Origin of the sequence: Proteus sp. G2300, assembly GCF_009915965.1 — a bacterium.
Classification (GTDB): domain Bacteria; phylum Pseudomonadota; class Gammaproteobacteria; order Enterobacterales; family Enterobacteriaceae; genus Proteus; species Proteus vulgaris.
Map to the genome: position 1 here is coordinate 49529 of NZ_JAABNK010000022.1, position 17449 is coordinate 66977.

The 17449-nt window shown below is 40.3% G+C and carries 29 protein-coding genes; 27 read left to right on the forward strand and 2 right to left on the reverse strand.

All coding sequences use genetic code 11. The features are described from left to right. Positions 1 to 137: 137 nt before the first annotated feature. Together GWI97_RS10615 and GWI97_RS10620 are read right to left on the reverse strand one after the other, a co-directional pair. A complete protein-coding gene (locus GWI97_RS10615) occupies positions 138 to 341 on the reverse strand; it encodes a hypothetical protein (RefSeq protein WP_161751954.1) in 204 nt (67 codons plus the stop codon). A gap of 111 nt (positions 342 to 452) precedes the next feature. Beyond that, complete coding sequence (locus GWI97_RS10620) at positions 453 to 1100, reverse strand: LexA family protein (protein ID WP_161751955.1); 648 nt, start codon at positions 1098 to 1100, stop codon at positions 453 to 455. Positions 1101 to 1205: 105 nt separating this feature from the next. Between GWI97_RS10620 and GWI97_RS10625 the strand changes: the two genes are divergently transcribed. From GWI97_RS10625 to GWI97_RS10750, 27 genes are all read left to right on the forward strand, one after another. Continuing rightward, positions 1206 to 1382, forward strand: a complete 177-nt coding sequence (locus tag GWI97_RS10625) for a Cro/CI family transcriptional regulator (RefSeq protein WP_161751956.1) — start codon at positions 1206 to 1208, stop codon at positions 1380 to 1382. 54 nt (positions 1383 to 1436) lie between these two features. Then, complete coding sequence (locus tag GWI97_RS10630; RefSeq protein WP_161751957.1) at positions 1437 to 1895, forward strand: YmfL family putative regulatory protein; 459 nt, start codon at positions 1437 to 1439, stop codon at positions 1893 to 1895. 88 nt (positions 1896 to 1983) lie between these two features. Continuing rightward, positions 1984 to 2193, forward strand: coding sequence for a hypothetical protein (locus GWI97_RS10635; protein WP_161751958.1), 210 nt, complete (start codon positions 1984 to 1986; stop codon positions 2191 to 2193). Beyond that, positions 2183 to 2362 carry a DUF4222 domain-containing protein gene (locus GWI97_RS10640; protein ID WP_064720326.1) on the forward strand — a complete coding sequence of 60 codons (180 nt, stop codon included), beginning with the start codon at positions 2183 to 2185 and terminating at the stop codon, positions 2360 to 2362. Before GWI97_RS10635 ends, GWI97_RS10640 begins: the two co-directional genes overlap by 11 nt. A 9-nt stretch (positions 2363 to 2371) precedes the next feature. Next, on the forward strand, positions 2372 to 3493 hold the full coding sequence (locus tag GWI97_RS10645; RefSeq protein ID WP_161751959.1) for a replication protein 15: 1122 nt from the start codon (positions 2372 to 2374) through the stop codon (positions 3491 to 3493). Beyond that, entirely contained in the window at positions 3490 to 4128 is a 639-nt protein-coding gene (locus GWI97_RS10650) for a phage N-6-adenine-methyltransferase (protein ID WP_161751960.1), read from the forward strand. Before GWI97_RS10645 ends, GWI97_RS10650 begins: the two co-directional genes overlap by 4 nt. Further along, positions 4125 to 4517: a hypothetical protein gene (locus tag GWI97_RS10655; RefSeq protein ID WP_072069180.1), complete on the forward strand. Its 393-nt coding sequence runs from the start codon at positions 4125 to 4127 to the stop codon at positions 4515 to 4517. The genes GWI97_RS10650 and GWI97_RS10655 overlap by 4 nt, the downstream gene beginning before the upstream one ends. Next, positions 4517 to 4687 (forward strand): Lar family restriction alleviation protein, encoded by a 171-nt coding sequence (locus GWI97_RS10660; protein ID WP_023582529.1) that lies wholly within the window; start codon positions 4517 to 4519, stop codon positions 4685 to 4687. The genes GWI97_RS10655 and GWI97_RS10660 overlap by 1 nt, the downstream gene beginning before the upstream one ends. A 62-nt stretch (positions 4688 to 4749) precedes the next feature. Then, complete coding sequence (locus tag GWI97_RS10665) at positions 4750 to 5136, forward strand: RusA family crossover junction endodeoxyribonuclease (protein ID WP_099660106.1); 387 nt, start codon at positions 4750 to 4752, stop codon at positions 5134 to 5136. Between the two features lie 18 nt (positions 5137 to 5154). Further along, positions 5155 to 5958 (forward strand): KilA-N domain-containing protein, encoded by an 804-nt coding sequence (locus GWI97_RS10670; protein WP_099660107.1) that lies wholly within the window; start codon positions 5155 to 5157, stop codon positions 5956 to 5958. Continuing rightward, positions 5955 to 6980, forward strand: a complete 1026-nt coding sequence (locus GWI97_RS10675; RefSeq protein WP_161751961.1) for a DUF968 domain-containing protein — start codon at positions 5955 to 5957, stop codon at positions 6978 to 6980. Before GWI97_RS10670 ends, GWI97_RS10675 begins: the two co-directional genes overlap by 4 nt. Positions 6981 to 7007: 27 nt before the next feature. Continuing rightward, positions 7008 to 7679, forward strand: a complete 672-nt coding sequence (locus GWI97_RS10680) for a bacteriophage antitermination protein Q (RefSeq protein ID WP_072065161.1) — start codon at positions 7008 to 7010, stop codon at positions 7677 to 7679. Positions 7680 to 7780: 101 nt separating this feature from the next. Next, the gene (locus GWI97_RS10685; protein ID WP_115370633.1) at positions 7781 to 8029 is read left to right on the forward strand and encodes a hypothetical protein; all 249 of its coding nucleotides are present in this window, start codon (positions 7781 to 7783) and stop codon (positions 8027 to 8029) included. Positions 8030 to 8369: 340 nt separating this feature from the next. After that, the gene (locus tag GWI97_RS10690) at positions 8370 to 8639 is read left to right on the forward strand and encodes a bacteriophage protein (protein ID WP_036904926.1); all 270 of its coding nucleotides are present in this window, start codon (positions 8370 to 8372) and stop codon (positions 8637 to 8639) included. Beyond that, complete coding sequence (locus GWI97_RS10695; protein ID WP_109372927.1) at positions 8639 to 9109, forward strand: lysozyme; 471 nt, start codon at positions 8639 to 8641, stop codon at positions 9107 to 9109. Before GWI97_RS10690 ends, GWI97_RS10695 begins: the two co-directional genes overlap by 1 nt. Beyond that, a complete protein-coding gene (locus tag GWI97_RS18215; RefSeq protein WP_202609419.1) occupies positions 9091 to 9249 on the forward strand; it encodes a hypothetical protein in 159 nt (52 codons plus the stop codon). Before GWI97_RS10695 ends, GWI97_RS18215 begins: the two co-directional genes overlap by 19 nt. A 2-nt stretch (positions 9250 to 9251) precedes the next feature. After that, positions 9252 to 9653, forward strand: coding sequence for a hypothetical protein (locus tag GWI97_RS10700; protein ID WP_161751962.1), 402 nt, complete (start codon positions 9252 to 9254; stop codon positions 9651 to 9653). Further along, positions 9568 to 9804 (forward strand): Rz1-like lysis system protein LysC, encoded by a 237-nt coding sequence (gene lysC, locus GWI97_RS18615; RefSeq protein ID WP_438873154.1) that lies wholly within the window; start codon positions 9568 to 9570, stop codon positions 9802 to 9804. Before GWI97_RS10700 ends, lysC begins: the two co-directional genes overlap by 86 nt. 15 nt (positions 9805 to 9819) lie before the next feature. Next, positions 9820 to 9981: a hypothetical protein gene (locus GWI97_RS10710; protein ID WP_159242363.1), complete on the forward strand. Its 162-nt coding sequence runs from the start codon at positions 9820 to 9822 to the stop codon at positions 9979 to 9981. A 451-nt stretch (positions 9982 to 10432) separates the two neighbouring features. Continuing rightward, a complete protein-coding gene (locus GWI97_RS10715) occupies positions 10433 to 10744 on the forward strand; it encodes a hypothetical protein (protein WP_161751964.1) in 312 nt (103 codons plus the stop codon). Continuing rightward, positions 10734 to 11153 (forward strand): hypothetical protein, encoded by a 420-nt coding sequence (locus GWI97_RS10720; RefSeq protein ID WP_161751965.1) that lies wholly within the window; start codon positions 10734 to 10736, stop codon positions 11151 to 11153. The genes GWI97_RS10715 and GWI97_RS10720 overlap by 11 nt, the downstream gene beginning before the upstream one ends. An 86-nt stretch (positions 11154 to 11239) precedes the next feature. Next, a complete protein-coding gene (locus tag GWI97_RS10725) occupies positions 11240 to 11587 on the forward strand; it encodes an HNH endonuclease (protein WP_161751966.1) in 348 nt (115 codons plus the stop codon). 214 nt (positions 11588 to 11801) lie between these two features. Continuing rightward, a complete protein-coding gene (locus tag GWI97_RS10730) occupies positions 11802 to 12275 on the forward strand; it encodes a phage terminase small subunit P27 family (RefSeq protein ID WP_161751967.1) in 474 nt (157 codons plus the stop codon). A gap of 3 nt (positions 12276 to 12278) precedes the next feature. Next, complete coding sequence (locus tag GWI97_RS10735) at positions 12279 to 14012, forward strand: terminase large subunit (RefSeq protein ID WP_161751968.1); 1734 nt, start codon at positions 12279 to 12281, stop codon at positions 14010 to 14012. Beyond that, positions 14012 to 15343 (forward strand): phage portal protein, encoded by a 1332-nt coding sequence (locus GWI97_RS10740; protein WP_161751969.1) that lies wholly within the window; start codon positions 14012 to 14014, stop codon positions 15341 to 15343. The genes GWI97_RS10735 and GWI97_RS10740 overlap by 1 nt, the downstream gene beginning before the upstream one ends. A 4-nt stretch (positions 15344 to 15347) precedes the next feature. Further along, positions 15348 to 16199, forward strand: a complete 852-nt coding sequence (locus tag GWI97_RS10745; RefSeq protein WP_161751970.1) for a head maturation protease, ClpP-related — start codon at positions 15348 to 15350, stop codon at positions 16197 to 16199. Between the two features lie 11 nt (positions 16200 to 16210). Beyond that, the gene (locus tag GWI97_RS10750; protein ID WP_161751971.1) at positions 16211 to 17425 is read left to right on the forward strand and encodes a phage major capsid protein; all 1215 of its coding nucleotides are present in this window, start codon (positions 16211 to 16213) and stop codon (positions 17423 to 17425) included. The last annotated feature ends 24 nt before the right edge of the window (positions 17426 to 17449 follow it).

Below are 17449 nucleotides of genomic sequence, written 5' to 3' on the forward strand. Positions count from 1 at the left end.
GGTTGACAGAGTTAGCGCGTTCTTATGAAAGACTAAGGCATAGATCCTGATGTTTTGTTTTTTATTAGTAGCATTACTCACGCCAATTTCCCTCCACACAGTTGTTTCTCTTCACACGTTCTCTTCACACATAAAAATCATTTACTTTGTATCTGAATAGCACTTTTATTTGTGTACTTAGTTATTTCAGCTTTAATATTTTCTAATTGAGCCACCAGCACATCACGTCTTACATACAATTCAGATAAGTGGTCAATATCCTGCAATTTTTCTCTCATCCATTTAACTGCATCGGTACTCGTTAAATTATTTGGAAGTAAGATTATTGGTTCAGTTGTCATAAGTATTCTCAATAACTATTTAGTATAGATATTAGTAAACTTACATTTTAAGTCAAGAAAAAAATATAAGTTACCTTACATTTCTTTCTTTTTTGTGAAGGGGGGATGGAATTAGTCTAGATTTATAATAACTTGCTTAACTTTACCTGCTATAACGCAGTCACCATTTATCTGAATAGGGTTAAATTGAGGGTTTAAAGGAGCTAAGTATTTGTTTGGTCCATCAATAATAAGTTTTTTGATAGTGGCCTCATCGCTACCTTTTTGTTGTGCTATGACTATTTTCCCATTTATATCATCTAGATATCCATAATCTGGTTCAACTATAACTACCGCACCTTCGGGAATACTTAATTCTCCATTGTAGGTAGTCATAGACTGCCCTTTGACTATTAGAGCAAATGCCTGATCTGACAACTTTAAATTGGTATCAATGTACTTGTAATCACTAGGATCTGACTCGCAGTATGTTTCAGTCCACTCCCCAGCCTGTACCCAACTGATGATTGGTATAGCCTTGTAAATAGGAACTTGTATTTCAACATCATCCTCAGGAAGCCCCACTCCAAACATTAACCACTTTGGATTACAGCTCAAAACAGATGATAGTTTTAATAAACTTTCTGCAGATAAACCAGTGTTATCACTTTCCCATTGAGTAACCGCCGATGCCGAAATACCAACACGTTCGGCTATATCTTTTTGGGTCATTTTTAGCTGTCGTCTACGCTGCCTTATTCTCTCTCCTACTGTTTCCATAAATAGCCTCAAGTTCACACATTATACGTAAGCAATCTTACATTTTATTGACATTAGTATCCTGCTACATTAGATTGTAAGCATACTTACTTTATGGAGAGTGTAATGCTTAAAAGTTTAGTTTTAGAACATTTTGGGGGAACAGTAAAAACAGCCATTGCACTTGGTATATCTCATAGTGCTGTTTGCCAGTGGTCGATTATTGTTCCTGAAAAACAAGCCTTAAAAATAGAGCGACTAACTAAGGGGTTCCTTAAATACAACCCTGATTTATATAAATAATAGCAAACCCGTTTAAAGCAGTTAACTACAAGAAATCATCAAGGGTGGTAGGAAATGAGTAACCAATCAATAAAACAGGTAGTGAAAGAAATGTGTGAAGCGACAGCTGGTGGACGCGAGGCGATGGCTGGTGCGCTTGGTCTGTCTTTAACATCATTCAACAACAAGCTTTATGAGAAAAACGGTTGTCGCTCATTTGATTTAAACGAGTTGTTAGCAATGCAAGATATTTCTAAGACCGTTTTATTTGCTGAGTTTGTTGCTCGTGAATCAAATCGCTTGTTGGTAGATAGAGTCAATCCAGCTGAACTAGACACAACCGAGTTATTCACATTACGAAGCAATGTTGACGAAATACAAGGGCGTTTAGCCTTATTAATGAAAGATAGTTTAGCTGATGGCGTTATTGATGGTGATGAAGAGCAAAAGATAAAAATGATGTTGGATGGATTAATTTCACAGACCCGCACATTTATGAATGCGTTTGTTTCGTTACATCAAAAGAGAAATTAAAGATGGCTATATCCAGAAAGGGTGAAGCCAAAGGTGTACGGCCTCTGGCTTCGGTTTGCAAATTTCAATTGTGTGAAGAGAAATTAGCATGAGTAGATTAGCGCATTTAATACCTAAAAAGCAATTCCGTTGTTTACCTGTCTCGGGTAGTCAGTCATTTCGCTATGTAGAAATCATAGCCTCTGACGAACAACCAGACAACTACCAACAAAAAACAGGTTTGGTAGATAGACCGTCTCTTAAAAAGGCATGGGCTGATTTTTATTTTTCAAGTGGAGAGCGGGGCAATGAGCAATGAGAACCCAAACCAACTTGATCGCTACTACAAAAATCACAGGGGTATCGTTGTTCATGTTGTTCGTTATGACAGAGAAAAACAGCGCGTCATTTTTATGCTTGATGGTTGTGACGATCCACAATGTGAACCCTTGCAACGATTTAAAGAAAAATACACAAGAGTTAAGTGAGGCGTTGCTATGACGACTATTTTTGATGTTGTGCAAGCCATGTCAGGGCAGAAAAACGTCATTGTTATACCTGTTCCATATTTGGACTTTTTCAAGGGTGATCAGCAAGCTCATGCCTTGTCTGCAATTTTAAATCAACTTGTCTTCTGGTCTGGTGTTTCATCAAGTGCTGATGATGGCTGGTTCTATAAAAGCCATGAAGAGCTGGCAGAAGAAATTCACGGACTTTCTGGTGAAGAGCAAGCTCGACGCCTCGTTGATAAATTACGTAAAAAATATTTCCCTGGTGTGATTGAAACCAAAACAAAAAAGGTCAATGGCACGCCAGTTACTCACTACAAGATAGATGGAAATAAACTTATCTCTATGATTTTCCCATCTATTTCTGAAACGTCGAAAGTGAGGGATGGAAACGTCGAAAGTGAGGAATCGGAACGTCGAAACTGCGGAATGGAAACCGCAGAAATGCAGAATCATGGAAACGTCGAAAGTGAGGAATCCTATCTTTATACAGATCTTAACTCAGATAAAAACTTACAGATCACTAAAGACCTTTCGTCGCAGAATTCTAACGAATCCAGCGACCAGCCGAAAAATGATTTTTTAACTCGTTATCCAGAAGCGGTGATTTACAGCGCTAACTTCCAAAAATGGGGCGATGAAGGTGATTTGAAAACGGCAAAATGGATGTTTGGTCGTGTTAAAAAACTGAATCCATCTGCGCTAGAGCCTACTTGGTATGACTGGGCGAACGATATCCGTTTGATGCGTCAAATCGATGGACGTACCCATGAACAAATTTGTGCATTGTTTGATTGGGCCAACAAAGATTCATTCTGGCACCAAAACATTTTAAGCCCTCGTAAATTACGTAAACACTTTGATGAGCTGACTGTTCGTAGCCAAGAACCAAAGAACGAGCCAAAGGTTCAAGTTGATACCGTTGAACGTGACAGCGCATTCTCACGCTTGATTGGTTCTCGTTCTAAACCTCAAAACCGTATTGAAGAGATCGCACTTGAATTAGCGGGTAAGACAGGCATTCGTCGTATGAGCGAGTTTTCTGGTCGTCAAGCATGGAACAGCATTTGGAAACAAGCGACTGAAATGTCACAGGAGGTTCAGCAATGATTGATTACGTACTGAAATTACAGGAATTAAAAAGTCAACCTGCTCATAAATTAAAAGAAATTGGCGATCAGTGGCGTACACCTGAAAACCTGTATTGGGGTATCAATTCACTCTATGGGCCGTTCACGCTAGATCTATTTACTGATGCACAAAACAGCAAATGCCCTCATTTCTACACGGTTGAGGATAACGCGCTTACTCAGGACTGGTCGGAAAAACTCAAGGAAATTGGTGGTTCTGCTTTCGCTAATCCACCGTACTCACGTAGTTCATATCATGAAAAACAAGCTGTTACTGGTGTTCGCCACATTATGAATCATGCGTTAGCAATGCGTGAAAAAGGCGGGCGCTATGTTTTCTTGCTGAAAGTGGCCACAAGCGAAACATGGTGGTGTGAAGTAGCGGATCATATTTGTTTTATTCGCGGTCGTATTGGTTTTGACGTTCCGGAATGGTTTGTTCCAGCAGATGAAAACCAAGTACCAACAGGGGCATTTTTTGCTGGCGCTATCGTGATATTTGATAAAACGTGGAATGGCAAACCAATGGATTACATTCAACGTAGTGAGCTGGAGCAAATCGGTAAAACATTTGTTGAACAGGCTAAATGGCTTGTATCGAGAGGTGTTGCATGAAAATCACAGAGCAAATCTTAGCGTTGTACAAAGTGGGTGAAGAAGTTAATCGCGACATTGTTATTCGTGATTTAGACACTAATTTAGCTGGCGCATCAAGAGCGTTGGCACACCTTTGGACTTTAGGTGCATTAGTCAGAATTAGCGAAGAACGTCCATTACGCTACAGAGTAACTAAAGAGGCAGAAAGAGTTCATTCAGTAATAACAGAATCACGTAAATCAGGTGAGTCAGTCTACATTGAAAAGCTGAATACTCAGAAAGCTAAAAAATGCGCATTACCCACAATCAAATGGGTAAAACACGCCACCTCTAATTTTGCTCTCATGGGTAAATTGCCAACCGAGCCGTATGACTCATTAGTGAGAGCTGTAAGAGGTAATCACTAATGAACAATAAAAGCTGTCCATTCTGTAACTCTAAAAAACTAGAAGTCATGCAAGTGATGATCAATACATTCACTCGCTGTCAGAAATGTGGAGCAAGAGGCCCTATTGCTAATAATGCGGATGAAGCTCTGAAGGCTTGGGATAAAAGGAGTGTAAACGATGCTAACTAAATACATGTTGTTCGTTGGTTTTTGGTTCGTTGTGACATTACTGATTGGGTTGTGGGGTACTTATGCCTGAATTAACCCTAACACTACCATTTCCACCTAGTGTAAATACTTATTGGAGAAATACCCAAAGAGGAACCCTAGTCAGTGTAAAAGGGCGAGTATTTAGAGCAAATGCGATTGCAGCAGTCTATGAACAATTAAAGCGTAGACCTAAGGCTATTGAGAGTGATGTGTTTGTTTCTGTGAAATTATATCCCCCAACTAAGCAGGCTAGAGATATTGATAATTTCTTAAAAGCACCTTTTGATGCCCTTACTCATGCCGGTGTATGGGTGGATGATAAGCAGATTAAAAAAATGGATGTTGAATGGATGGACGTTATTAAAGGCGGGAAGCTTGAAATAATCATTCGTCAGCATAGTAAAAGCGTGATGTACGGTCACGAGTAAAACGTGGAGAGAAATAGCATGAATGGATTAATTGTTATTGATGGCTTTCAGGTTCGTAGAGATGTAGCCGGTCGTTATTGTTTAAATGATTTACATCGAGTATCGGGTGGTGAAAAACGGCATCAACCATCGAATTGGAGTTCATTAGCTCAAACTAAAGAGTTAATTGATGAAATTTCGACCGCTCCTGAGATCACAGGAGCGCCCATTGTTACTGTGGCTGGTGGATATAACCAAGGCACCTATGTTTGCAAAGAATTAGTGTATGCCTACGCAATGTGGATCAGTGCTTCTTTTCATTTAAAAGTGATCCGTACCTTCGATGCTTTAATGTCACAACAGCACCAAGAGAAACTCAGTGATAAGGTTCAAGCGGGTGTAATACTGCTTGAGTCAATGTCTAAAAGTTTAAATTTTTCGAATTCATCAAAATTAGGGGCTTATCAAAAATTACAGGCCATGGCGGGCTTACCTGAGTTAGCGCCTGTTTATGCGATTGATGCGCCAAGTGGTTCCATGGATGGTTCCAGTCGTCCAACAGTTGCATTATCAACGCTGATCAACAGACACAACTTACCTATTTCAGCACGACAAGCCTATAAACGATTAGCCGATCTTGGCATTGTTGAACGCTTATCACGTCCAAGCACGAAAACTGCTAACAAAACTAAAGAGTTTTGGTCTGTTACGGCAAGAGGTTGTCAGTTTGGGAAGAACATGACTAGCCCTAATAATCCTCGTGAAACCCAACCGCATTTCTTTGAGAGTAAAACGGATGAATTGATCCGCATGGTGATGCTGAATAAACAGGTGAGTGCATGAAATTATTATTAACGCCTTATATTCAACCAGAACTTGGTGTTGTGCTACTTAAACCGGGTGCTGAATTACTTGAGCAATTTAAGAAGCACCATCGTGTGATTATCAGTGATGTGCCTAAAAGTTTAGATGTGTTGCCCTCTGGTGCATTAACGGGTGATGAACAGCCTATTTTAAACAATAAGCACATCGTCCAATTTCTTAATAGCAAAAAAGTGATCCATACCATCGATAAAGTATCACCGATGGATACGTGGGTTATCCGTCATATTCAATGCTGCCAGATTGATAATGATGAAGATAATTACCATCACCATGAGTTAGTGACGACCTTTCACGAAGCTGGCGTGATCCGCACTTGTTGGCATCATGATAACCATATTAGAAATTCATCTGCTGGGTGGGTTGCTGAATTGGCTCATAAAAATCGTATCAATTGGATGCTAGACACTGTTCGTTTTCGCTTGAGATTAGATAGTGCCCATCAGCTAACGATACCTGATTTTTTCTCATTTGCGGTTATGCATAACTTGGTTGATGAATTACCCGAAGCAATATTACGCCAGATTTTAAATTGGTCAGATAAACAAGAAGAACGCAGAGTTCACGGTGGTTTTCCTGAAGCTGATATTATCCCAAGTAACGTAACAGCATTATCTGCAATGAATGAGCGTTTAGATGTGATAAAGCCGGTTATTAATGTTGCGGTTGATCCTGAGCCACCAGCGTCATTTCTTCTTAAACCTAAAATGCAACGTTGGGTAAATACCCAATGGTTGCAATGGGTGAAGACTCAACCGTGTTGCGTGTGTGGGCAACAGGCTGATGATCCGCACCATATCATAGGTCATGGCATGGGCGGTATGGGAACGAAGGCTCACGACTTATTCACTATTCCATTATGCCGCATTCACCATGACGAGTTACATCGTGACCCCAAACTATGGGAAGTCACTCACGGCAATCAACTCGAATTGTTATTTCATTTTTTAAACCGTTCATTAGGCATCGGTGCATTTATTTAACGTGTGTACGGCACGAGTGGAGGAAATATGCCAATTTATGCGCATGACTTGGAATATTTAAGTGATATGGCATCGATAGCTACATCAAACTTAAGAGCTTCAACAAAGGGTCAGTTAGAAGCATTTGAAGATTTTGGGTTAACAGACACGAGAGCAACACCGAGAGTTAGAATGCGAGATTTAAAATTAAACGGACGTTTTGTTTGTCGTGATACTGATCCAATTTATGTATTAGAAACTCGCTGTCGTCGAACTCCAAAGCCGATGATAGATCCTGTGGATTTTTTATTATGCTCTTGGCGTAGGGCTATTAATGCATTAAGTGAAGAACAACACTCATGGATAATGTATTGTTATGGATATAGTTTGAAATTTGAGCATCAAGTGAATATCAGTGTTCATGTATGGTCTGAATTTGAAAAACAGCATAACGGTAAAAAGATAACTAAAAAGGTTAAAGAACGACTTAGATCATTAGTCTGGTTATCGGTTCAGACTTGCACTGGGCGTAATTATTCACAAACAGATCTGGCTCGCTTGGTGGGTGTTAAGCGTAATAATTGGAAAATGAATTATGATATATATTGGAATAGCCTTTTAGATATTTGTTGTGAGTTAGATAAGTCGGCATTACTTTCTATGAAGCGAGTTAGAATCGAGTTGATTAATAAAAATAATCACGACAACTTGCAAAAATGAACAAAATAGGTCATATTTAAGTCTAATTTGGTATATTGCCAAAATTGTTTATAACCTCGCTTCGGCGGGGTTTTTTATTATCTAAAATAAGGAACGAAATTATGTACGCACTTAAATTAATTACTGAACGTGAAGGTCGTAAAGTGGAAGAAGTCCACTGCTTAGGGGAAATGTACCGCCTAGAGTTTTACCCAGAATCAGAAAATAAAGATATCGTGGCGAGAGTTGAGCACACAAGGAAAGATGCCATCCCATCATTTGATATTAATCGAACAGATCATGCTTACATTACGACAGTAACAGGCGATACTGTTCGGGTTATTTCCAGAGGCAGAAAAGCTTGCCAGTAAGGTCACTTAGGTGGCCTTTTTTATTGGAGAAAATATGAAAAATTTATTTATTAATCTATGTGTAAAGCTATCTGGTAAGACTAAAGAGCAATTAAATTTAGCTTGGTCACTTCATTATTTCGTTACCCGTTCTAAATATAAAGCTTATTGGCGAGCCGTATTTCATTAATTATCGAAAGCCTCATGCAGAGATATCGATAATTGCACACTAGGTGGAGTTGTGCCCACCATCTATTTACACATTGCAGACCACAGTATCAATCACACACTAATCACTTCACACAAGAGCTGTGTGTCTGCATCCTTTTAACTAAACTCGGACACTCCGTAGGGGGTGTATATGCGCATGGAAAAATTGACCAATGCTACCTACGGAACAGCTGGCTTAACTGCCTTTTTTGCAAGTCTCTCACTTTATGAATGGGGATTTGTAATAGGGATGGGATTCAGCATGCTCCTTGGATTAGCAACTTACTTTATGACACAGCGAGAACAGCGGAAACGAACAGCGTTATTTGCTGAATTAGTTCATCGAAATTGTTCTAGCGATCCGCAAGACATAGAAAAGATAGTTGGCGAGATGCTGACTAAAGCTAAAAAGGACATTTAATGAACCTAAAACAGAAAGTGACAGCAGTCGCGAGTGCTGGTGCGGTAAGCATTGCGCTAACAGTGATTGGTTATTTTGAGGGAGTGCGTTATGAGCCATACCATGATGTTGCTGGAATTCTGACGGTTTGTTATGGCCACACTGGAAATGACATCATTCAAGGTAAGACATATACACAGCAAGAGTGTGACGAATTACTGCAGAAAGACTTTATTAGAACGCAGCAGCAAGTTGATACCCTGATTAAAGTACCGCTGGATGATAAAACAAAAGCTTCTCTATATTCCTTTGCTTTTAATGTCGGTACCACAGCATTTGCACGTTCTACGTTGCTAAAGAAATTAAATGCAGGTGATCAGTATGGCGCCTGTGAAGAAATGAAGCGTTGGGTTTATGCGGGTGGAAAGATATGGCGAGGGCTAGTCAGTCGTAGAGAGGCGGAGTCAGCATTATGTCGCGGAAGCCTTTAATCATCATCGTCGGTTTTATCCTTACTCTACTCATCACAGTCGCTGGTGGTATTTATATCTCAATTGATAATTCATGTGTTAATGATAAAGCCAGTTTAGAAAAGCGCTGTCAGGTGGCTCTCTCACATCATCGGTACTAATTATGAAACTAGGCGAAACAACAGTGTCTGTTGGTATTATCTTGGTGATGACCATTTGCATTGCGTGGCAAAGTAACCAGCTTGATAAGCTGAGTGAAAGTGTTACTAAGTTAGAAAAAGATAAATCATCACTTACTGAACAACTCTCACGTCAAAACTTAATCACAGAAAACGCCAACCGCACATTCAGGATTATCAATAATGTCTCATCACTTAATAGCGAAGAGCGGAATAGGTCAGCCGTGGATTCTGAAAAAGTTAAAACGGTTATCAAAACTGTTCTTATCAATAATGATTGTGCCAATACCGCTATTCCTAATGACGTTCTTATCAGGATGCACGACTATTCAGAAAGAATACGTACCAGTGGAACACATAGCGATACCGGCACACCTAACCGCTGATTGTCTATTGCCTTATATACCCGAACAAATGACATGGGGAGAATCATTAATGTTAAACATCTCCCTGTTATCGGTTATTGAGCAATGTAATTCAGACAAGAAAGCGATCCGCGATATTGAGTCAGCTAGAAGCAATTTAAATTTACATTAAAACGGAGTGTTTACGATGAACGAAGATAAAGATGCTTTAGCGGCTAAAATTTTAGGGTTTATGAAACAGCACAACCCAATTGAATATTCTTATGACGAAATGGGTTCTAAATATGCACATGTATTCTCTGAAAAGCTAGCTGAGCACCTGTTGCAAGAAAGCAATACGGGAAATTGAAGAAAATAGATAAAAAAATACCCTGTGAGTTCGGGCAACACAGGGCGGTTAAAATGAAGCAAAAAATTAATATTAGATATCAACACTAAGTTGATTGAAAGTTAAGTATAATTATCCATACGTAAACTTACAAATTTAACCTATCTATTATTGAAATAAATCAAATCGATTACCCTGAAATATTAATGCGTAGCGTTGTCGCTGTCTCCTATGTTAGCCATGACCTGTTTTATTCTCGACAGATAGCGCATAGTGAGAGTCAAAAACAATGAATACCACCGCCTTAGCTATTTTCGGTCATTATCAGCAACGTCAGCTGTAGGTAGAAGAAAGGACGTGACTATGGAGAGACATTATTAATTCTACAAACGTCATTCATTGAGTGGCGTTGATAGAGTTTATTTAGATAGCCATCAGTTAATAGCTGGTGGCTTTTATATTGGAGAGGATCATGTCAGATAACCAGATTAACTATGAGGCGATAGGTCGTGATGTATACCTATCCAAAAAGATACATTCTTTAATTCGAAGTAGACAGTCTGAACTTAAAGGTATTGCAGGCACTATAGATGAAACTTGCCTCACCTATAGTCGGCTAACTAATGAATATAGATTATTTAATTACCGCAATATTCCTGCAGTAATTGAAACAATTCAATCTATCGATAATCAACTTAAAGAATTACTTCCAGAGCAGAATAAGTGGGCCAAGATTGCAGGTGGTGAACCTATTGTTATTGAGGGATTAAACGATGTCAGATAACACTATTCAATTAAAAGTCTCAGTGGATACAAGTGAGTTAGATAAGTTAGAAGAACAACTAACCCGTATTAAACAATTGATGGCAGATGTCGGTATCAATACAAGCATTAAGCCAGAGCAAGGCAATGATTTCTTTATTGCAGGTTCAGGTGGTTATTTTATTAAAGATGCTGTTATTGATGGAGGAAAACTTAAGTGCTGTGTATCAGGTGATGCAGTGTTTAGTGGTGTGCTTGTCAGTAATAAGTTAGAGGCGGATACCAAGGCTCAACTGACAAATTTACGAATGCAAATTGATCGACAAGATGTTGCTATCAATGAGTTAAAAAGAGTAATGGAAACTCAGAATAATGCATGGTCACAGGCTGTGAATGATTTAACTAACAGAACGTGGTGCAGTCAGAAGTAAAGGTGAAAATACCCTATGTTCAATAAAGGGTATTATCCTCTTCTTTAAAATGGCAGATATCTGCCCTTTAAATTATAGGAGATAACATGCCACCTCGCATACCTCGTGCGTGTCGTAAACAGGGATGCGCTAAGACAACAACAGAACGTAATGGTTACTGTGAAGATCATCAGAACTTAGGATGGGAAACCCACCAGCGCGGTAAGTCTCGTCATCAACGTGGTTATGGTAGTAACTGGGATAAGTTACGAGTACGTATACTCAAACGTGATAAGTATCTGTGTCAGGAATGCTTAAGAATAGGACGAGCAACTGAAGCGAAAACGGTTGACCATATCATTGCTAAAGCACATGGGGGTACCGATGCAGACACTAACCTGCAGTCATTATGTATTCCATGTCATAGAACCAAGACAGCAAAAGAAAGAATCTAATATTAAATATAATCCATTGATATATAACAATTAAATAAATTTATGAAAAATATTTAATTTCACATTGATATTATAACGCACAGGGAGGAGGGGAGGGTCAAATCTCTACCACTTTCGCCTGATAGGACCGCCCCCTTACCTCTTTTCACATCACCGCAGGTTAGAAAACTTTTTTTGGGGAACCCCAAGCGATTATTGATAGGAGATTTCTATTATGGCTGGACCGCCTAAAACCCCGTCACATCTGCAATTAGTGAGGGGGAACCCATCAAAACGACCGATTAATAAAAAAGAGCCAAAGCCCCCTTCAGGGGTACCCCCAACTCCGAAGTATTTTGATAAGCAAGGTAAGTATTGGTTTAAACGAATAGGGGAAGAATTAAACGCATTAGGTGTGATGAGTACACTTGATGCTAAAGCATTAGAAATGTTGGTTGAAGCTTATGTTGAGTATCGACAGCATTGCGAGACACTCGATGAAGAAGGTTATACATACGATGTCATGTCATCGATGGGCGATAAATTAAAAAAAGCTCACCCTGCAGTCGCCATGAAATCTGATGCATGGAAACGTATTCGCGCCATGTTAAGTGAATTTGGTATGACTCCCGCTTCTCGAGCAAAAGTCACGATGAACACTCCTGCCGAAGAAGATCCTTTTGAGGCATTTTTGAAAAAGCGCAAATGATGAATGGCAATCGTAGCAGATGGAATTCAGTACGCCGAACAGGTGGTTGCTGGAGAAATTGTTGCGTGCGAACTGGTACGTTTAGCGTGCCAACGGTTTTTGAATGATTTAGAGCATGGGCCTGAGCGTGGCATCTATTTCATTGAAGATCGCGCACAGCACATACTCGAATTTTACAGTTTTATTCCTCATGTCAAAGGAGCATTAGCTGGTAAACCCATTGATTTAATGCCTTGGCATGTTTTTATCTTAATTAATATTTTTGGCTTTGTTATCCCGTTAATTGATGAGCAAACGGGTAAAGAAGTTGTAGATGAAGATGGTGATGTTGTCTTTGTCCGTCGCTTTCGCACCGCTTACAACGAAGTTGCACGTAAAAATGCAAAATCCACATTGTCATCAGGTATTGGGCTGTATATGACCGGTGCTGATGGTGAAGGTGGTGCCGAAGTTTACTCTGCAGCTACGACGCGTGATCAGGCTCGTATCGTATTTGAAGACGCGAAGAACATGCTGAAAAAGTCCAAAGCGACATTGGGACGTTTATTTGAGTTTAATAAACTCGCTATCTATCAAGAAAGAACTGCCTCTAAGTTTGAACCGCTTTCTAGTGATGCTAATAACCTCGATGGTTTAAATATTCACTGCGGTATTGTTGATGAATTACATGCGCACAAAACTCGTGATGTGTGGGACGTATTAGAAACCGCCACTGGTGCGCGTCTGCAGTCTCTTCTTTTTGGGATCACTACGGCGGGTTTTAATAAAGAGGGGATTTGTTACGAACTACGGGATTACGGTATTAAAGTGCTTCGTGGCCAAGTGGATGATGACTCGTTTTTCGCCATTATTTATACCTTAGATAAGGACGATGATCCCTTTAATGAAACCGTATGGCAAAAAGCGAATCCGGGTCTCGGTGTTTGTAAGCGCTGGGATGATTTACGCCGTCTAGCCAAGAAAGCCAAAGAGCAGGTTTCTGCACGAATTAACTTCTTCACTAAACACATGAATATTTGGGTCACGGCTGAATCTTCATGGATGGATATGATGAAGTGGGATAGTGCTCCTGAACTCGCATCACAACAAGAATTACAAACTTATCCGTTATGGGTCGGTGTTGACCTTGCTAATAAAATTGATATTTGTGCGGCCGCTAAAGTATGGAAACAGCCCGATAACGGTCATGTTCATGCTGATTTTAAGTTTTGGTTACCCGAAGACCGACTTGAGCGTTGCTCTAAACAAATGGCAGAACTCTATCGTAAATGGGCTGATATGGGATATCTCACATTAACTGATGGTGAAGTTGTCGATCATACTCAAATTAAAGAAGAAATCATTGAATGGGTGACGGGTGAGAACTTAAACGAACTGGGTTTTGACCCGTGGAGTGCGACACAATTTAGTTTATCACTGGCTGAAGAAGGGTTACCCCTTGTAGAAGTAGCTCAAACGGTGCGTAACTTTTCTGAATCCATGAAAGAGATTGAAGCACTGGTTTATGCGGGTAAGTTTCATCATGGCCAACACCCTGTTATGAACTGGATGATGTCGAACGTCACGGTTAAACCAGATAAAAACGACAATATTTTCCCTAATAAATCAACTCCTGAAGCCAAAATAGACGGTCCTGTTGCACTATTTACAGGCATGAGTCGATTATTGGTGAATGGGGGTGGTGATAAACCCGATATCTCAGGATTTATAAATAACCCAATCATAGTAGGTATCTAATGCAACACAATAAAAAACCAGGACGCATTAAAAGTGCGCTTCTTAATTGGTTGGGCGTACCTATTTCGCTGACCAGTGGAGAGTTTTGGCAAGAATGGAGTGGCACAAGCAGTAGTGGAAAAGTTGTAACAGCAGATAAAGCAATGCAACTTTCTGCGGTTTGGGCATGTGTAAGATTGCTTAGTGAATCAATATCAACATTGCCGATCAAGATTTATAAAAGCGAAAGTGATGGCTCAAGAAGTTTAGCGAAAGAGCACCCTATTTATAGATTACTCTGTAAGCAACCTAACTTTGAAATGACGCCTTCCCGCTTTATGTTAATGGTTGTTGCTAGCCTTTGTTTGCGTGGTAATAGTTTTATTGAGAAAAAGTATATTGGTTCAAAGTTGGTTGCTTTAGAGCCTTTATTGCCACAAAACATGACGGTTAAACGCAGCGAACAAACGGGGATGCTCGAATATAAATACACCGATCCGTTAGGGCAAAAAATACGAACTATCCCTATTAATAACATTATGCACATTCGTGGGTTCGGCATGGATGGCATTTGCGGAATGATCCCCGTAAAAATAGGGCGTGATGTTATTGGTGCTGCATTATCTGTTGAAGAGTCAGCCGCTAAGATATTTGAAAATGGATTGCAAAGTTCGGGTTTTTTATCTTCTGAACAATCACTTAATGAAGATCAAAGAGAGCGCATTAGAAGTTATTTATTAAGCTTTGTGGGTTCAAAAAATGCGGGAAAAATGATGGTGTTGGAAGGAGGGATGAAATACAACAATGTCACCATGAATCCTGAAGCGGCTCAAATGCTAGAAAGCAGAACGTTCAGTATTGAAGAGATTTGTCGATGGTTTCGTGTTCCACCCTTTATGGTGGGTCATATGGATAAACAAAGTAGTTGGGCGTCGAGCGTCGAAGGTATGAATATGCAGTTTCTTACTAATACGCTAAGACCTCTTTTAGTCAATATAGAACAAGAAATTAGCCGATGCTTATTGAATGGCGACGACGATTATTATGCTGAATTCTCTGTTGAAGGTTTATTACGGGCTGACAGTGCAGGGCGTTCTGCTTACTACACAACGGCATTACAAAATGGTTGGATGAGTCGAAATGATGTGAGACGGCTAGAGAATTTACCGCCAATTGAGGGGGGGGATATTTACACCGTTCAACTTAATTTAACCCCCCTTGATCAGCTCGGGCAAGAAGCCTCTAGTAATGAAGCTGAAAAACTTAAAGCGCAGATCACCAACTGGTTGTTTCCTGACGGCAATCCCGTAGCCCCACATTCTCAAAACAATCAACCTCACTCTGAGGAGTAAATTTATGAAAAAAAGTCATTTGCCAGTTGCGCTGGAGGATCGCCCCTGCGCATCGATTAGCTACGAGCTTAAACCTAGAGCACTGGATAAATGGAATAGCAGTATTCGTGCATCAAGTACAGATAACACCATCTCAATATTAGATGTCATTGGTGAGGATTATTGGGGGGAGGGTGTTACTGCAAAACGTATTTCTGCCGCACTTCGCGCCATTGGAAATAATGATGTGGTTGTCAACATCAATAGCCCCGGTGGCGATATGTTTGAAGGGTTAGCCATTTATAACCTACTTCGCTCTCACAGTGGAAAGGTGATCGTTAATATTTTGGGTATTGCGGCTTCAGCTGCGTCCATTATTGCAATGGCTGGCGATGAAGTTCAAATGGGCCGAGGTGCCTTTTTGATGATCCACAACTGTTGGGCTGTCGGTGTGGGTAATCGGCATGACTTTGCAAAATTAGCTAATGATCTCGCTCCTTTTGATACGTCTATGGCAGATATCTATGTTGCACGTAGTGGGCAATCTAATGAAGTCGTAAGTCAGATGATGGACGACGAAACCTATATTTGTGCGAGCGAAGCGATTGAGAAAGGTTTTGCTGATAATTTGCTTACTGCAGATATCGTTGATGATGGTGATGAAAGCCCACAAGCCGCCATTCGTAAATTAGATGCGTTACTTGCTAAGGCGAACACCTCTCGCTCTGAGCGTAGAAAACTTATTAGTGCTTTAACACGAAGTATGCCGAGCGCTACTTCCAATCCTCACGGTACGCCAAGCGCTACCTCTGAAATTAATCCTGACACTCTTTCTGAATTGGAAAAGGCGGTAAATGCCTTTGCCACAGCTAACTAATTGGAGACATTATGTCTGATACAAATGAATTATTAAAAAGTCTATCGGCAAAAATTGAAGAAGCCAACGGCAAATTTAATGCTAAAGCCGAAGAAGCCTTAAAAGAAGCGCAAAAAGTCGGTAGTTTAAGCACTGAAACTAAAGCCGCAGTAGATAAGATGGCAACCGAACTGAATGCATTGCGTGAATCTGAAAAAACACTCAAAGCTTCATTAGGTGAATTAGAGCAACATGTAGCACAAATGCCATTGAATAATGCGGTTCAGGCAGCCAAAACAATTGGCCAGCAAGTCATTTCTGCAGATGTACTGAAAGAAATTAACTCTAGTATTCAATCAAGTAAGCGCATTTCTATTCCAGTGCAAGCCGCATTAACTTCAACCAGTGTGGCTGAAGGTGTTGTTGAGCCTCAACGTTTACCCGGTATTGATGTTGCGCCAAAACAGCGTTTATTTATCCGTGATCTGATTGCGCCGGGCAAAACAACGTCACCGGCTATTTTTTGGGTTCAGCAAACGGGCTTTACGAATAAAGCTTCTGTGGTACCAGAAAATACCACTAAGCCTTACAGTGACATTGAATTTGCAACCAAAATCACACCAGTAACCACCATTGCTCATATGTTCAAGGCCTCTAAGCAAATCTTAGATGACTTTGCACAACTGCAGTCTTTAGTCGATGCTGAAATGCGTTATGGTTTGAAGTTTGTTGAAGAGCAAGAAATCTTGTTTGGTGACGGCTCTGGTGCTCATTTACATGGCATCATTCCTCAAGCCTCTAAATATAAACCTGAATTTAGCGTCGAAAAGCAAAGTGGCATTGATGATTTACGCCTTGCGATGCTACAAGCGCAATTAGCTCGACTGCCTGCCACAGGGCATGTTTTGCATTTTATCGATTGGGCGAAAATTGAATTAACCAAAGACTCATTAGGGCGTTACATTCTTGCCAACCCATCTGCATTAATTGGCCCAACTTTATGGGGTCTACCTGTTGTTGCTACTGAATCAACGGCCTTTAAAGGCAAGTTCTTAACAGGGGCATTTAACGCGGGTGCGCAGTTATTCGATCGTGAAGAAACCAATGTGGTGATTTCTACGGAAAACACTGACGATTTTGAGAAAAACATGATCTCAATTCGTTGCGAGGAGCGTTTGGCGTTAGCAGTAAAACGTCCGGAAGCCTTTGTTTACGGTGATTTCACCGTGCCTACATCAGGGGAATAATCGATAGAGCGGTCTTCATGACCG

Excerpts from the sequence above, each read along its gene's own strand:
- GWI97_RS10615 (WP_161751954.1), bottom strand. The coding sequence starts at position 341 with ATGACAACTGAACCAATAATCTTACTTCCAAATAATTTAACGAGTACC.
- GWI97_RS10620 (WP_161751955.1), bottom strand. The coding sequence starts at position 1,100 with ATGGAAACAGTAGGAGAGAGAATAAGGCAGCGTAGACGACAGCTAAAA.
- GWI97_RS10625 (WP_161751956.1), top strand. The coding sequence starts at position 1,206 with ATGCTTAAAAGTTTAGTTTTAGAACATTTTGGGGGAACAGTAAAAACA.
- GWI97_RS10630 (WP_161751957.1), top strand. The coding sequence starts at position 1,437 with ATGAGTAACCAATCAATAAAACAGGTAGTGAAAGAAATGTGTGAAGCG.
- GWI97_RS10635 (WP_161751958.1), top strand. The coding sequence starts at position 1,984 with ATGAGTAGATTAGCGCATTTAATACCTAAAAAGCAATTCCGTTGTTTA.
- GWI97_RS10640 (WP_064720326.1), top strand. The coding sequence starts at position 2,183 with ATGAGCAATGAGAACCCAAACCAACTTGATCGCTACTACAAAAATCAC.
- GWI97_RS10645 (WP_161751959.1), top strand. The coding sequence starts at position 2,372 with ATGACGACTATTTTTGATGTTGTGCAAGCCATGTCAGGGCAGAAAAAC.
- GWI97_RS10650 (WP_161751960.1), top strand. The coding sequence starts at position 3,490 with ATGATTGATTACGTACTGAAATTACAGGAATTAAAAAGTCAACCTGCT.
- GWI97_RS10655 (WP_072069180.1), top strand. The coding sequence starts at position 4,125 with ATGAAAATCACAGAGCAAATCTTAGCGTTGTACAAAGTGGGTGAAGAA.
- GWI97_RS10660 (WP_023582529.1), top strand. The coding sequence starts at position 4,517 with ATGAACAATAAAAGCTGTCCATTCTGTAACTCTAAAAAACTAGAAGTC.
- GWI97_RS10665 (WP_099660106.1), top strand. The coding sequence starts at position 4,750 with ATGCCTGAATTAACCCTAACACTACCATTTCCACCTAGTGTAAATACT.
- GWI97_RS10670 (WP_099660107.1), top strand. The coding sequence starts at position 5,155 with ATGAATGGATTAATTGTTATTGATGGCTTTCAGGTTCGTAGAGATGTA.
- GWI97_RS10675 (WP_161751961.1), top strand. The coding sequence starts at position 5,955 with ATGAAATTATTATTAACGCCTTATATTCAACCAGAACTTGGTGTTGTG.
- GWI97_RS10680 (WP_072065161.1), top strand. The coding sequence starts at position 7,008 with ATGCCAATTTATGCGCATGACTTGGAATATTTAAGTGATATGGCATCG.
- GWI97_RS10685 (WP_115370633.1), top strand. The coding sequence starts at position 7,781 with ATGTACGCACTTAAATTAATTACTGAACGTGAAGGTCGTAAAGTGGAA.
- GWI97_RS10690 (WP_036904926.1), top strand. The coding sequence starts at position 8,370 with ATGCGCATGGAAAAATTGACCAATGCTACCTACGGAACAGCTGGCTTA.
- GWI97_RS10695 (WP_109372927.1), top strand. The coding sequence starts at position 8,639 with ATGAACCTAAAACAGAAAGTGACAGCAGTCGCGAGTGCTGGTGCGGTA.
- GWI97_RS18215 (WP_202609419.1), top strand. The coding sequence starts at position 9,091 with ATGTCGCGGAAGCCTTTAATCATCATCGTCGGTTTTATCCTTACTCTA.
- GWI97_RS10700 (WP_161751962.1), top strand. The coding sequence starts at position 9,252 with ATGAAACTAGGCGAAACAACAGTGTCTGTTGGTATTATCTTGGTGATG.
- lysC (WP_438873154.1), top strand. The coding sequence starts at position 9,568 with ATGACGTTCTTATCAGGATGCACGACTATTCAGAAAGAATACGTACCA.
- GWI97_RS10710 (WP_159242363.1), top strand. The coding sequence starts at position 9,820 with ATGAACGAAGATAAAGATGCTTTAGCGGCTAAAATTTTAGGGTTTATG.
- GWI97_RS10715 (WP_161751964.1), top strand. The coding sequence starts at position 10,433 with ATGTCAGATAACCAGATTAACTATGAGGCGATAGGTCGTGATGTATAC.
- GWI97_RS10720 (WP_161751965.1), top strand. The coding sequence starts at position 10,734 with ATGTCAGATAACACTATTCAATTAAAAGTCTCAGTGGATACAAGTGAG.
- GWI97_RS10725 (WP_161751966.1), top strand. The coding sequence starts at position 11,240 with ATGCCACCTCGCATACCTCGTGCGTGTCGTAAACAGGGATGCGCTAAG.
- GWI97_RS10730 (WP_161751967.1), top strand. The coding sequence starts at position 11,802 with ATGGCTGGACCGCCTAAAACCCCGTCACATCTGCAATTAGTGAGGGGG.
- GWI97_RS10735 (WP_161751968.1), top strand. The coding sequence starts at position 12,279 with ATGGCAATCGTAGCAGATGGAATTCAGTACGCCGAACAGGTGGTTGCT.
- GWI97_RS10740 (WP_161751969.1), top strand. The coding sequence starts at position 14,012 with ATGCAACACAATAAAAAACCAGGACGCATTAAAAGTGCGCTTCTTAAT.
- GWI97_RS10745 (WP_161751970.1), top strand. The coding sequence starts at position 15,348 with ATGAAAAAAAGTCATTTGCCAGTTGCGCTGGAGGATCGCCCCTGCGCA.
- GWI97_RS10750 (WP_161751971.1), top strand. The coding sequence starts at position 16,211 with ATGTCTGATACAAATGAATTATTAAAAAGTCTATCGGCAAAAATTGAA.